Source organism: Sinomonas humi, from assembly GCF_000802235.1.
Classification (GTDB): Bacteria; Actinomycetota; Actinomycetes; order Actinomycetales; family Micrococcaceae; genus Sinomonas; species Sinomonas humi.
On sequence record NZ_JTDL01000129.1, the window covers coordinates 55,126 to 68,681 of the forward strand.

Here is a 13,556-nt window from a genome sequence, read left to right on the forward strand (position 1 = left end):
CGGGAGGCCGGCCCGGCCTCGCGGCCGAGCCGGAAGGAACTGGAGACTGCCGGGGAAACCTGGGGGCTGGAGTCGACGTGACGACCACTGGAATGCTGTCCGAAGAGCACACGGCCGAGCTCAAGCGGCGGACCTACGTGCTGGACACCTCCGTGCTGCTGTCTGATCCGAGGGCCGTGCTGCGCTTTGCCGAGCACGAGGTCGTGATCCCGGTTGTTGTGATCACCGAGCTCGAGGCGAAACGCCACGACCCGGAGCTGGGCTACTTCGCCCGGAAGGCACTGCGCCTGCTCGACGATCTCCGCCTCGAGCACGGAAGCCTGGGCAATCCGATACCGCTCGGCACGCAGGGCGGGACGCTCGTCGTCGAACTCAACCACATTTCAGCCGAGGTACTGCCCGCTGGCTTCCGCAGCGGCGACAACGACGCGCGGATACTCGCCGTCGCCAAGAATCTCGCCAACGAGGGACGCTCGGTCACGGTCGTCTCGAAGGACCTCCCGATGCGCGTCAAGGCCTCGGCAATGCAGCTTGACGCGGACGAGTACCGCAACGAGCAGATCGTCGATTCGGGGTGGACGGGAGTCGCCGAGATCGAGGCGAGCGAGGCGGAGGTCTCGGCGCTTTACGGCCACGAGCCGGTCTTCCTGCCCGAGGCGGCGGAGATGCCGGTCAACACAGGGCTCGTCATCATGTCCCCCCGGGGCTCGGCTCTCGGGCGCGTCGGGGCAGACAAGCAGGTCCGCTTGGTCCGGGGCGACCGGGACGTGTTCGGCCTCCACGGGCGCTCCGCGGAGCAGAGGCTCGCGATCGACCTTCTGATGGATCCCGCCGTGGGAATCGTCTCCCTTGGCGGAAAGGCCGGCACGGGCAAATCAGCTCTCGCGCTGTGCGCGGGCCTCGAAGCGGTGATGGAGCGGCAGGAGCACAAGAAGGTGGTTGTGTTCCGGCCGCTCTTCGCGGTGGGCGGCCAGGAACTGGGCTATCTGCCCGGCACGGAAGCCGAAAAGATGAACCCGTGGGGCCAGGCCGTGTTCGACACGCTCGGCGCGGTGACGAGCCCCGCCGTCATCGACGAGGTCATGGACCGCGGGATGCTTGAGGTCCTCCCGCTCACCCACATCCGCGGGCGGTCGCTCCATGACTCGTTCGTCATCGTGGACGAGGCACAGTCCCTCGAGAAGAACGTCCTGCTCACCGTTATGAGCCGCATCGGCCAGAACTCGAAGATCGTCCTCACGCACGACGTCGCCCAGCGCGACAACCTCCGGGTCGGCCGGCACGACGGAATCGCAGCCGTCGTCGAAACGCTCAAGGGCCACCCGCTCTTCGGCCATGTGACGCTCACGCGCTCCGAGCGCTCGCCGATCGCCGCGCTCGTGACTGAGCTGCTCGAACGGGCCGAGATCTAGCGGAATCTGGCTGGCATTCCACGGAGTGAGGGGAGTCGTCGGATAGGGTCCAAGGGTGACCCTCCGACTCCCCGAGCTCTGGCAGACGAGCCCGGTCGCGTTCTGGCTCGTTGTCGCATGCCTCGCCTACTTCGTGTGGATGGCGGCACGCCTCGCCGTGATCGATATTCGCAGCCATCTCCTGCCGAATCGGATCGTGCTGCCGAGCTATTGGGCGGCCCTGCCGCTTTCCATTGCTGCCGCGTTCGGTTCGGCAGGGGCGTTCGACGGCGGCGCAGTCGTCCGGGTGCTCGGGGCGGGCGCGGTGCTGTGGGCCGTCTACTTCGTGCTCCGCGTCATCTACCCGGCCGGGATGGGCTTTGGTGATGTGAAGCTCGCCGGGGTCCTTGGCCTCTATCTCGGGTACCTCAGCTGGGAGCATCTCCTGTGGGGCACGGCAGCCGCGTTCCTCCTCGGGGGGCTCTACGGCGTCGTGCTCATCGTGCTCCGCCGCGCGACTGGGAAGACCGCCATCCCGTTCGGCCCTTTCATGCTCGTCGGCGCCGCGGTAGCGCTCCTCCTGCCCGCCTAGCCGTTCAGTGGTCATCTCCCGCCGGTTCGGGGACGAAGTGTGCCCTAGCGTGGGGATCGAGGGCCCATTCGATGGCGCGACGGTGCAGCGGCGGCAGCTCGGGGAGGGCATCCGACTCGAACCAGCGGACCTCGAGGTTCTCGTCGTCGTTGACGCGGGCCTCACCGCTGACGTATTCGCAGGCCATGACGACGTCGAGATATTGCGCGTGGTCCCCATTTGGGTAGACGACGGGGGCCGTCGTTCCCACGCCGGCAAGGTGGCTTACGCGGACAATGACGCCGGTTTCCTCCTGCACCTCGCGGACCGCCGTCATCGCAGGTTCCTCACCCGGCTCGACGATCCCCGCTGGAACCGTCCAGCGCCCGTTGTCGGCGCGGCGCACGAGGAGCAGCCGCCCGCCGTCGTCCGTAACCACCGCCTTGACGCCGGGCAGCCACAGCGGATGGACGCCAATCATGTCGCGGAGGGCCAGGATGAATTCGGGGGTGGGCACGCGCTCAAGAGTACCCGCGGGAGGTGACGGGTGGATGGTGGCGCACCCGCGGGAGGTGACGGTTGGATGGTGGGGCACCCGCGGGAGGTGACGGGTGGATGGTGGGGCACCCGCGGGAGGTGACGGGTGGATGGTGGGGCACCCGCGGGAGGTGACGGGCGGATGGTGGCGGACCCGCGGGAGGTGACGGGTGAATGGAACGACGACGACGGCGGGCGCCGCCGGGGGATGTTCCCCGAACGGCGCCCGCCGCGGTGTTGGGTTCTGGCTCTCGCCGAGTTGGCGGAAGACTTTAGGCCTTCGCCTGGCCCGTCATCGTGGTGACGTCCAGAGCCTTGTCGAGCTGCTCTTCGGTGAGCTCGCCGCGCTCGACGAAGCCGAGGGCGAGCGTCGCTTCGCGGATGGTGAGACCCTCCTTGACGGCCTTCTTGGCGATCGCGGCGGCGTTCTCGTAGCCGATGAACTTGTTCAGGGGCGTGACGATCGACGGCGAGGCCTCCGCGAGGAAGCGGGCGCGGTCGACGTTCGCGGTGATGCCGTCGACCATCTTGTCCGCCATGACGCGCGCGGTGTTGGCGAGCAGGCGGATCGACTCGAGCAGGTTCGCGGCCATGACGGGGATGCCCACGTTGAGCTCGAAGGCGCCATTGGTAGAGGACAGCGCAATGGTCGTGTCATTGCCGATGACCTGAGCGGCAACCATGATCGCGGCCTCGCAGATGACCGGGTTGACCTTGCCGGGCATGATCGACGAACCGGGCTGCAGATCGGGGAGGGCAATCTCGCCGAGGCCCGTGTTGGGCCCGGAACCCATCCAGCGCAGGTCGTTCGAGATCTTCATGATCGAGTACGCGATGTTGCGGAGCTGGCCGGACGCCTCGATGAGCCCGTCGCGGTTCGCCTGGGCCTCGAAGTGGTTCCGTGCCTCCGTGATCGGGAGCGCAGTGTCCTCGGCGAGGAGCTTGATCACGCGCTGCGGGAAGCCGGCAGGCGTATTGATGCCGGTGCCGACTGCGGTGCCGCCGAGCGGGACCTCGGCGACTCGCGGAAGCGAGGCTTCGATTCGCTCGATGCCGTACCGAACCTGGGCCTCGTAGCCCGAGAACTCCTGCCCGAGGGTCACGGGAGTGGCGTCCATGAGGTGCGTGCGGCCGGACTTGACGACGTCCTTGAACTCCTCTGCCTTACGTCCGAGCGCGGCAGCGAGGTGCGTCAGTGCGGGGACGAGGTCGTTGAGCAGGGCGTTGGTCGCGGCAACATGCACCGACGTCGGGAAGACATCGTTCGAGGACTGCGACGCGTTGACATGGTCGTTGGGGTGTACGACCTTGTCCACGCCCTTCTCCTGGAGCGCCCGGGTGGCGAGCTCGGCGAGGACCTCGTTCATGTTCATGTTCGAGGAAGTCCCGGAGCCTGTCTGGAACACGTCGATCGGGAAGTGGTCGTCGAATTCGCCTGCGGCCACACGGTCGGCGGCGTCAGCGATGGCGTCGGCGAGATCCCCATCGATCACGCCGAGATCCTCGTTGGCGCGCGCCGCGGCCTTCTTGACCCGGGCGAGGGCCTCGATGTGCTTGCGCTCGAGGGTCTTGCCCGAGATCGGGAAGTTCTCGACGGCGCGCTGCGTCTGGGCACGGTACAGGGCGGCCGCGGGCACCCGCACTTCGCCCATCGTGTCGTGTTCGATCCGGTATTCGGCAGAATCCTGCACGGCAGAGTCAGTCATGGCACCCAGACTAGCCCCCGGCAGAGACCGTTCCGAACCGGCTTTTCGACGTTGCGACGCGGCCTTGCGCCCTCAGACGTTGCCGAGGCCCGAAACGAGCTCGGCCTTGCCCTCGTCCAGGTGGTAGCAGACGCCGAGGACGGCGGTCCGGCCTTCCTCGACGGCGCGCGCGATGACCTGGGACGTCTCGAGGAGTCGCTCCCCGGTCTGCTTGACGTGTTCGACGACGGTTTCGTCCACGGTCGTGACGCCGTTGCGCTGGGCCGTGATGACGGATGGCATGATCCGCTCGACGAGGTCCCGAACGAAGCCCTGCGGCATGGTGCCGGAGGAGAACGCGTTCACGCTCGCCGTGACGGCGCCGCACGAGTCGTGGCCGAGGATCACGATGAGCGGGACACCGAGCGGATCGATGGCGTACTCGAGCGAGCCGAGCACCGCGTCGTCGATGACCTGGCCGGCCGAGCGGACCACGAACGCGTCGCCGAGGCCGAGGTCGAAGATGATCTCGGCGGCGAGGCGGGAGTCTGAGCACCCGAAGATGACGCAGAACGGATTCTGCGTCGAGACGAGCTCGCTGCGCCGGGCTGCGTTCTGATTGGGGTGAATCGACGTTCCGGCGACAAAGCGCTCGTTGCCGTCTCGGAGGGTCTGCCAGGCTTCTGCGGGAGTGAGGGTCTCAGACACGCCCTCCACTCTAGACCCATCTGTCTACCTGTGACTGTCAGTTACCGCCTGTTGCTGCCACACCGGCCGCGACGACGTCGAATTCGGTGAAGCTCGCCGAGCCGCTCACGATCACGGTCGTCTTGCCGACCTTGCCGACGTAGCTCTTCTCGACGCCGGGCTTGTCGTACAGCGTCCAGGTGACCCCGCCCGCGCTCCGGGTGCCGGTGACCGGGGCCTGGTTGACCTGCTGGGTGATCCACGTGGGGTTCGCAGATGCAGTCTGCTCGATGGACACGAATTGCTGCTGCGGAGTGACCCAGCCGACGTCCCAGTGGTTGACGCCGTCCGACGATCCCGACATCCACCGCGCGTAGTTCGCAGAGTAGCCAGCGGGCAGCGAGGGAGCCGCTGGCGAGAAGCCGGCCACGCCCTTCGCGTCTGCGGCGATGGCGGAGACGTTGACCGACGGACGTTGGACCTGAGTCCCTGAGTTGCCGCTGATGAGCCAAATGGGAACGATCGCGAGCAGGGAGACTGCGAGGGCCATGATCATCCCGGTCACCGAAGCGGTGGCGCGCTTGGCTGCGCCGGGGGTCAGGACGGGCTTGACCACTGGCTGATCGGTCTGGGCCTGGGCATCTTCGTGCGTGCTGCTCACCCGTCCATTGTCCCGCATATGGGACGTACCCCCCGACTTCGCGTTTCTCGTCACATCGCGACCCATGTGACTCCCGTCATCGCCGGGGACCGCTGCCGCCCCGCAGACTATGATCAAAAGAAATCCGACTCGAAGAAGAGGTCACCGTGTCCCCTGCGCCGATCGACAGCCAGTACTCGACCCTTTCCAGCTCTCTCACCCTCGGAGCCGACGAGCCGGACCGCAACCTTGCCCTTGAGCTCGTGCGCGTCACCGAGGCCGCCGCCATTGCCGGCGGCCACTGGGTGGGCTTCGGCGACAAGAACCGTGCCGACGGCGCCGCCGTCGACGCTATGCGCTCCTTCCTCCACACCGTCCACTTCAACGGCGTAGTGGTCATCGGCGAGGGGGAGAAGGACGAAGCCCCCATGCTCTACAACGGCGAGCGTGTCGGCGACGGCACGGGCCCGGAGGTGGACGTCGCCGTCGACCCGATCGACGGCACTCGCCTAACCGCGCTCGGAATCAACAACGCGCTCGCTGTACTCGCGGTCGCCGAGCGCGGCACGATGTTCGATCCGTCGGCTGTCTTCTACATGGAGAAGCTCGTGACGGGACCCGAGGCGGCGGACCTCGTTGACCTCCGCCTCCCGGTGAAGCAGAACCTCCACCTCATCGCGAAGGCGAAGGGCGTGAAGGTCAACCAGATCAACGTCTGCATCCTCGATCGGGATCGCCACAAGCCGCTCGTCGAAGAGATCCGGGCGGCGGGCGCGCGCACCAAGTTCATCATGGACGGCGATGTCGCCGGTGCGATCGCCGCGGCCCGCTCGGGCACCGGCGTGGACGCCCTCATGGGTATCGGCGGCACGCCGGAGGGCATCGTCGCGGCGTGCGCTATCAAGTCGCTCGGCGGCGTCATTCAGGGCCGCCTGTGGCCCACGAGCGATGAGGAGAAGCAGAAGGCGCTCGACGCCGGGCACGACCTCGAGCGTGTTCTCACCACCAATGACCTCGTGAAGAGCGACAACTGCTATTTCGCGGCGACCGGCATCACCGACGGAGACCTCCTCAAGGGCGTCCGGTATGAGAAGGACCGCGTCAAGACCCAGTCGATCGTCATGCGTTCGAAGTCCGGAACCGTCCGCTTTGTCGATGCCGAGCACCACTCGAGCAAGTGGGAGCCCTGGGCGCGCCAGGCGTGATTCCCGGCACGCTGGCCCACTTGCCGCGCGCCTGATTCACCCCTCGCGGCTAGACTGGCCCGCGGCCTTTGCCTTCCCCACAGCAGGAGGATCATGACCCCCGCCAGCAGCCCGACTTCCAGCAGCCGGACCGCCAGTAGCCCGACTTCCAGCAGCCTGACCGTCCGTGCCTGCACGGATCAAGGGGCCTGGGACAACCTCGTCAACGAGCACGGGGGGCACCCGCTGCAACTGTGGGGCTGGGGCGAGGTCAAGGCCGCGCATCACTGGCAGGTCGAGCGGCTCACGGTGTCCGACGGCGACACCGTGCTCGGGGGAGCCCAGGTCTTGTACCGCGCGCTGCCGTGGCCGCTCAGGTCGCTCGCGTACCTTTCGCGCGGGCCGGTCTGCGCGCCGGAGGACGCCGCGAAGGTCGTCGACGCCGTCGCCCGTCATGTGCGTGAGACGCGCGGTTCGGTCGCCCTCGTCGCTGAGCCCGACTGGGATGCGGGGTCGGTGGGGGAGCAGGGACTCGCTGCTGCGGGATTCCGCCGGACCGAGAGCACGATCCTCATTCCGCGCACTCTCATCCTCGACCTCGCCCAGAGCGAGGATGAGCTCATGGCGGCGATGTCCCGCACGACACGGGCGAACGTCCGCAAGAACCTCAAGAGCGATCTCAAGTTCCGCCGGGTCGCCGGCGAGGGGGAACTCGAGAAGGTCCTCGCCATCTACCGCGAGACGGCGGAGCGGGCGGGCTTCGGCATCCACTCGGACGCCTACTATCGCGACATCTGGCGATTCCTCGGGGAGGACTCGCCGATCGTCGCGGCGTTCGACGACGGCGAGCCAGTCGCATTCGTCTGGATCGCCAAGAGCGCCGGGACCGCTTTCGAGCTCTATGGCGGCGTGACGGCGGCGGGTCAGAAGGCCCGTGCGAACTACGGCGTCAAATGGGCCGCGTTCACCGAGATGAAGGCTGACGGGTGCACCCGCTACGACCTCAACGGTCTGCTGAACGACGGCATCTCGGACTTCAAGAAGCAGTTCGCGCCCCACGAGAACCTGCTTGCGGGAACTTGGGAGCTGCCCCTCTCGCCCCTGTACCCGGTGTACGCGACCGGGATGCCGCTGGCTCGCCGAACCCTGCAAAAGGGCAGGTCGGCGGCGAAGGCTGCGGTCGTGCAGGCGAAGAGCGCGGTGCAGCAGGCGAAGGGAACCGCCGCCCGCGCGAAGCAGCTCGTCCGCCGGTAGTCCAGGCCCGGGGCGGCCCGGCTGTCAGTCAGCCGAGCTTCGTCGCGAGTCCCGTTGTGACGGCGAAGGCGAGGACACCGCCGTCGCCCGGGTGCGCGAGTGCGGGAGCTTCGACGTCGGGCACGAAGGCCGCCTCGCCGCGGGAGAGGACGAGATCTCCCTTGGGCGTATCCAGCGTCAGTGATCCGTCCACGACGAGGACGACGGCGGCCCCCGCCTGCGCGACCGGCACCGGCTCCGGCCGGGGAGCGTCGAGCCCCGCCTCGACGGCTGGCACGTGGATGCGCTGGAGCTGGAACTCTGCGAACCCCGGCCGGTAGAGCTCCTGGCCGAGGGCAGACTCGTCCGGGCGCACGATCGGCACCGGGATCGACTCGAAGGCGACCGTCCTGAGGAGCTCGGGGACATCGACGTGCTTGGGGGTGAGGCCGCCGCGGAGCACGTTGTCTGAGGAGGCCATGACCTCGATTCCGAGCCCCGAGAGGTAGGCGTGGACGTTCCCAGCGCCAAGGGAGAGCGCCTCACCGGGTTCGAGCGTGATCCGGTTGAGCAGGAGCGAGACGAGGACGCCCGGGTCCTCGGGATAGTCACGGGCGAGTGCCGCGACGGTGAGGAGCGCGGCGTCGTCCGTTCCCGAGCCTTCGATCGCCCCGGCGGCTGCCTGGACTGCGGAACGGACCTGGCTGCCGCCCGTAAGAAGGCGCGCGAAGGCACCTCGAATCGCCTCGCCCTCGTCCGGGCCGCGCAGGAGTTCGGCGACCTGTTCCGTGACCTCGGCCGCCTCCTGGCCCGCGAGGAGCGCGGTGAGCAGCTCGAAGCGAGCCGCCGCATCGCCCGGTGAGCGGAAGCCGCACAGGGCCTCGAAGCGGCTCAGCGCAAAGATCATCTCTGGTTTGTGGTTGTCGTCCTTGTAGTTGCGGTGCGGCGCTCCGCGTTCGACGCCGGAGGCCTCCTCCGCCGCGAAGCCGGCCTGAGCCTGGGCGAGGGTCGGGTGGACTTGGAGCGAGAGAGGGCGCTCCGCGGCCAGGACCTTGAGGAGGTACGGCAGGCGAGGCCCGAAAGCGGCGACGCTCTCGGCGCCCAGAGCAGCCTCGGGGTCACGGGAGATGAGCTCGTCGAGCGCGGTGTCCTCGCGTTCGCCTTCGCCCCTCACCCTCGAAGGCGAGTCAGGGTGCGCGCCGATCCAGAGCTCGGCTTCGGGCCCTCCAGAGGGCGCCCGGCCGAGGAGCTGCGCGATCGCGGTCGTCGAGCCCCAGGCGTAGGGGCGGAGGGTGTTCAGCAGGAGGTGCATCGGCTGCTCTGGCTGCCTCTCAGGTAGGTCCCCTCAGAGGGGAGTGCACTGGCCGTTCCCGGCCATGATCGCATCGAGCGTCTGGTTCTGCCCTGTCTTGAACAGGTAGTCGAGGCGTGCCGCGTTGACCGGCACTCCGTCCGGCCCCACGAAGTTGTACTGGTTCGCGGGTGCCTGAGCTGTCACGAGCCGTGCGGGGATCGCGACGGGGACGGCGAGCCCAACGCCGCCGCGCGAAGGGCCGCCGGCTGCCTTCGGGCTCGGGGATGCGTTGGCGGCAAGGACGGCCTGCACCTTCTGATGGATCTGGCCGAAGTCGGGGTACGTCGGGAAGCTCGCATCGAAGTCGGGAGGACCGATGACGAGGCGGGTGACCGGCTGGCCCTTGCCCTTCATGGCCAGGTCCACGAAGCTTCCCAGCTGGGAGGCCGAGATGTTCGACTCGACGACTTTCGTTCCCGCGTTCGCAATCGATTCGAACTTGGCAACGACTGTCGCGGGATTGAGCTGCTTGATCATGGCCTGCTGGATGCACTGCTGCCGGGCGATGCGGTCGTAATCGCTCGCGAACTCGCGGGAGCGCCCGTACCAGAGGGCGTGGAAGCCGTCGAGCGTCTGGGGCCCTGGTGAGATCCAGCCCACGGGCTGGGCGTGATCGCCGCTGTCATCGAGGGCCGCTCCGCTCATCGGGACCCAGCCGCCTGCGTCGACCCGGATCCCGCCGAGGGCGTCGACGAGCTGGGCGAATCCGTCCATGTCGACGAGCACGTAGGCCTGCACTTTGATCCCGAGCGTTCCCGAGACCGCCTCCATGGTGGCCTGGGCCCCCGGGTCGCGCACCCCCGGGTACAGGTTCGCGTACTTCTGGGTCACCTCGGTGTTGATCGCGTTGATGAGGCAATCGTTGCCGCAGTTGTAGCCGTCCGGGTACACGGTTCGCATGGGCGATCCGTCCGCGAACTGCGCGTTCTGCAGGTTGCGGGGCACCGAGATGAGGGCAGTGCGCCCGGTCGAGGCATCGACGCTCAGCACGGAGAGGCTGTCCGGCCGGCGTCCCGTGCGGTCGGCGCCGGCGTCGCCGCCCATGATGAGGAAGTTGTAGCGACCGTCAACAGGTGCGATGGCGGGGCCGGCCGAGAAGATGCTCCCGACGGCGCCGCGAGCCACGTTCGTCAGGTAGGCGGCGTAGGCAAGCGTGCCGCTCGTAGCGACGAGGCATGCGACGAGGGCGACGACGGCGATTGGGCGCAGTCGGCGTGCCAGCAGCGGCACGCGCATGAGACGGAGCGTGTCGACCCAGAGGAACGCCCACCCGGCGGCGAGCGCGAGAAGGACTCCGATGAGCACAGCGGACGAGATGGGATCCGTCACGAGGGTCAGGAGGAGGCCGCGGTTGATGAGTCCGACAACGAGCGCAATGAGCAGGGCGGCCCACACGCCACACGTGACGGCTACGGCACGGCGTCCGAGCCTTCGGCTTCCGGCGACGAGCTGCGCGCTCCCGGGCAGCACGAGGGTGAGGGCTAGCAGGGCTATTGCGCGTCGGGTGCGAAGGCTCTCGGGGGCCTGCTCGGGATGCCTGAGCGGTTCGGTCAGTCGGCTCCGCGGGGGTGCGCCGTCGGGTGCTGTCTGCTGGCCGTAGATCACCGGGCCCCCTATCCGGGCTCTCCTGGGGCGGCTTCGGCTGTGCCGTGGCCCGAGGCTGCCGCGCTTTGGCCTGATGCTTCCCCTGGCGGGAAGACTTCGGCGACCTTGCGGCGCAGCGATTCACCCTTGCGGGTCGCGGTGGCGTTGAGGTCGTCGGCGAACCGGGCGAGGTCGGCAGCTAGCCGGTCCGCGAGCGCGTCGGTACCGGAGGCGAGGAGCCGCACGGCGAGGAGGCCCGCGTTGCGGGCCCCGCCAATGGAGACGGTCGCAACGGGAACGCCCGCCGGCATCTGGACGATCGAGAGGAGCGAGTCCATTCCGTCGAGCGTCTTGAGCGGGACCGGAACCCCGATGACCGGAAGCGTGGTGACGGCGGCGAGCATGCCGGGGAGGTGCGCAGCACCGCCGGCGCCCGCGATCACGACCCGCAGCCCCCGCTCGCGTGCGGAAGCGCCGTAGGCGACCATCTCGTGCGGCATCCGGTGGGCCGAGACGACGTCGGCCTCGAACGGCACGCCGAACTCGGCCAGGGCTTCGGCGGCTGCCTCCATGACGTGCCAGTCCGAATCGGACCCCATGACGAGGCCGACGAGCGGCTGGGCGGCTCCGGGGTTACTCATGGATCTCCTTCGGAGCATCGGAATGGTGAGCGCTCGGCGCTCCATCGCGGACGACCGCGGCCACGTGGGCCGCGCGGGTTCGGAGATCCTCGGGCTCGGAGCCCTCCCCGCCGACGAGGTTCACGTGGCCGATCTTTCGGCCCGGCCTGACGGACTTGCCGTAGGTGTGCAGCTTCGCCTCGGCATCAGCCGAGAGAGCAGCGGGGAACGCGGAATAGAGGTCGGTGTTCTCCCCGCCCAGGATGTTCTTCATGACGGCCCACTCGCCGAGCACGCCTGTGCCGCCTAGTGGGAGGTCGAGGACCGCGCGGAGGTGCTGCTCGAACTGGCTCGTGACGCATCCGTCTTGGGTCCAGTGGCCGGTGTTGTGCGGGCGCATGGCGAGCTCGTTGACGAGGAAGCCCGGACCCCGGCCAGGCGTTTCGAAGAGCTCTGCTGCCATGACGCCCGTGACTCCCAGTTCGGTCGCGATGGCGAGTGCGGCCGACTGCGCGGCTTGCGCGACGGCCGGATCGAGGCCGGGGGCGGGCGCGATGACTTCGTCGCACACGCCGTTGACCTGCACTGTGTGCACGACCGGCCACGCGCGGGACGCGCCGCTCGGCGTGCGAGCGATGAGTACTGAGAGCTCGCGGGAGAAGGGGACCATCTCCTCGGCGAGAAGCGGGCTCATCGCGCCGAACCAGTCGATGGAAGCTGCGGCGTCGGCGGAGAAGCCGAGGACCCGCACGCCTTTTCCGTCGTAGCCGCCCCGCGGCGTCTTGAGGACAATCGGCCAGCCGATCTGGTCGCCGAACGCGACGAGGTCGTCGACGTGGTGCACTGCGGCCCACCGCGGGTTGGGGAGGTCCAGCCGATCGACGGCAGCACGCATGCGGAGCTTGTCCTGGGCGTGCACGAGCGCCGCGGGGCCGGGCTGGACGTTGACACCCTCGGCGATGAGCGTCAGGAGATGCTCCGTGGGCACGTGCTCGTGGTCGAAGGTGAGGACGTCGACGCCACGGGCGAACTCGCGGAGGTCGTCCAGATTCCGGTAGTCGCCCACTGGGGCGGTCGCTACGGCTGGGACCGCCGAGACGTCTTCGGCCTCGGCGAGGACGCGCAGTTCGAGTCCGAGGGCAGTGGCGGGAGGGGCCATCATGCGGGCCAGCTGGCCGCCGCCGACGACTCCGATCACAGGGAAACTCACCCGCCAAGCCTACCGAACCGGGAGGCTCGTCCCTGTGAACCCTGAAAGCAGCCTGAGGGCGGCTCGGCTTCGCGCGTAGAATAGTTGCCTGAGCGCCGCGCAGCCAGATCTTCCCCGAGCTTCCATGGTTCACCGAGTCTGGCTTGCAGGACCGGCTTCTAACGGCTGGTGCCCAACGCGGCGACGGGCCCGAGGCAAGGGGCCGCAGTGCACGGACTCGGAGGAACATGATTAACGCCATCTCGGATCGACTGAACGGTCTCGTCTCGCTCTTCTGGCGGGAAGTGGCGAAGTTCGGAGTCGTCGGCGGCCTCGCGTTCGTCGTCGACTCCGTCATCTTCATCTGGCTCCTCAACGGCCCGCTCCACAGCGGCGAGGTCTGGGCCAAGTCGATCGCGACGATCGTGGCGAGCATCTTCTCCTGGGTCGCGAACCGGTACTGGACGTTCCGCCACCGGAAGCAGGCGAACGTGGTGCGCGAGGCGGTTCTCTTCGCCGTCATGAACATCGTCGGCCTTCTCATCGCCGATGGCTGCGTCGCCTTCACGAAGTACATCCTGCAGATGACCGACAAGGTCTCGATCTTCGTTGCCGGCAGCATCGTGGGTCTCATCCTCGGCACGATCTTCCGCTTCTTCGCCTACCGCTTCTGGGTCTTCAATCAGGAGCTCGACACGGAGCCCGGCTATCAGGGCGACCACGAGATCTTCGAACACGACCCCACCGGGAGCCTCGCCGCGACGGGGAAGCCTGCGCAGGGGGCTACAGCGCAGGGGGCTACAGCGCAGGGGGCTGCAGCGCCCGGGGCTACGCCACCTGGTGCGCCCCGTAGCGGGAACGAGCGGCACAAGGCCTGACGG

13 protein-coding genes are annotated in these 13,556 nt (G+C 68.3%); 5 read left to right on the plus strand and 8 right to left on the minus strand.

Going from position 1 to position 13,556, the window contains the following annotated elements:
* The first annotated feature begins 92 nt into the window (after positions 1-92).
* Together LK10_RS13205 and LK10_RS13210 are read left to right on the plus strand one after the other, a co-directional pair.
* Complete coding sequence (locus tag LK10_RS13205; protein WP_081998534.1) at positions 93-1,412, plus strand: PhoH family protein; 1,320 nt, start codon at positions 93-95, stop codon at positions 1,410-1,412.
* 55 nt (positions 1,413-1,467) lie between these two features.
* Positions 1,468-1,983 carry a prepilin peptidase gene (locus tag LK10_RS13210; protein WP_043124453.1) on the plus strand — a complete coding sequence of 172 codons (516 nt, stop codon included), beginning with the start codon at positions 1,468-1,470 and terminating at the stop codon, positions 1,981-1,983.
* 4 nt (positions 1,984-1,987) lie between these two features.
* Here the strand turns inward: LK10_RS13210 and LK10_RS13215 are convergent, their stop codons facing one another.
* The 4 genes from LK10_RS13215 to LK10_RS13230 form a co-directional block, all read right to left on the minus strand.
* Positions 1,988-2,479, minus strand: a complete 492-nt coding sequence (locus LK10_RS13215) for an NUDIX hydrolase (protein ID WP_043124456.1) — start codon at positions 2,477-2,479, stop codon at positions 1,988-1,990.
* Between the two features lie 292 nt (positions 2,480-2,771).
* Positions 2,772-4,205: a class II fumarate hydratase gene (locus LK10_RS13220; RefSeq protein ID WP_043124458.1), complete on the minus strand. Its 1,434-nt coding sequence runs from the start codon at positions 4,203-4,205 to the stop codon at positions 2,772-2,774.
* 72 nt (positions 4,206-4,277) lie between these two features.
* Positions 4,278-4,892, minus strand: a complete 615-nt coding sequence (locus LK10_RS13225; protein ID WP_043124459.1) for a carbonic anhydrase — start codon at positions 4,890-4,892, stop codon at positions 4,278-4,280.
* 37 nt (positions 4,893-4,929) lie between these two features.
* The gene (locus LK10_RS13230; protein ID WP_043124546.1) at positions 4,930-5,532 is read right to left on the minus strand and encodes a DUF4245 domain-containing protein; all 603 of its coding nucleotides are present in this window, start codon (positions 5,530-5,532) and stop codon (positions 4,930-4,932) included.
* A gap of 146 nt (positions 5,533-5,678) precedes the next feature.
* Between LK10_RS13230 and glpX the strand changes: the two genes are divergently transcribed.
* Both glpX and LK10_RS13240 read left to right on the plus strand, forming a co-directional pair.
* A complete protein-coding gene (gene glpX, locus LK10_RS13235) occupies positions 5,679-6,716 on the plus strand; it encodes a class II fructose-bisphosphatase (RefSeq protein WP_043124462.1) in 1,038 nt (345 codons plus the stop codon).
* 93 nt (positions 6,717-6,809) lie between these two features.
* Positions 6,810-7,949 carry a lipid II:glycine glycyltransferase FemX gene (locus LK10_RS13240; RefSeq protein ID WP_081998521.1) on the plus strand — a complete coding sequence of 380 codons (1,140 nt, stop codon included), beginning with the start codon at positions 6,810-6,812 and terminating at the stop codon, positions 7,947-7,949.
* 28 nt (positions 7,950-7,977) lie between these two features.
* On the opposite strand, the gene manA is transcribed toward LK10_RS13240, so the two are convergent.
* Genes manA through LK10_RS13260 form a run of 4 tightly spaced genes read right to left on the minus strand, consistent with a single transcriptional unit; the run spans position 7,978 to position 12,696 of the window.
* Positions 7,978-9,240: a mannose-6-phosphate isomerase, class I gene (gene manA / locus LK10_RS13245; RefSeq protein ID WP_043124463.1), complete on the minus strand. Its 1,263-nt coding sequence runs from the start codon at positions 9,238-9,240 to the stop codon at positions 7,978-7,980.
* A gap of 33 nt (positions 9,241-9,273) precedes the next feature.
* Positions 9,274-10,887: an LCP family glycopolymer transferase gene (locus LK10_RS13250; protein ID WP_231567760.1), complete on the minus strand. Its 1,614-nt coding sequence runs from the start codon at positions 10,885-10,887 to the stop codon at positions 9,274-9,276.
* Between the two features lie 8 nt (positions 10,888-10,895).
* On the minus strand, positions 10,896-11,507 hold the full coding sequence (purE, locus tag LK10_RS13255) for a 5-(carboxyamino)imidazole ribonucleotide mutase (protein ID WP_156144166.1): 612 nt from the start codon (positions 11,505-11,507) through the stop codon (positions 10,896-10,898).
* Complete coding sequence (locus tag LK10_RS13260; protein WP_081998522.1) at positions 11,500-12,696, minus strand: 5-(carboxyamino)imidazole ribonucleotide synthase; 1,197 nt, start codon at positions 12,694-12,696, stop codon at positions 11,500-11,502. Before LK10_RS13260 ends, purE begins: the two co-directional genes overlap by 8 nt.
* 227 nt (positions 12,697-12,923) lie before the next feature.
* Between LK10_RS13260 and LK10_RS13265 the strand changes: the two genes are divergently transcribed.
* Positions 12,924-13,553, plus strand: a complete 630-nt coding sequence (locus LK10_RS13265) for a GtrA family protein (RefSeq protein WP_081998523.1) — start codon at positions 12,924-12,926, stop codon at positions 13,551-13,553.
* Positions 13,554-13,556: the final 3 nt, after the last annotated feature.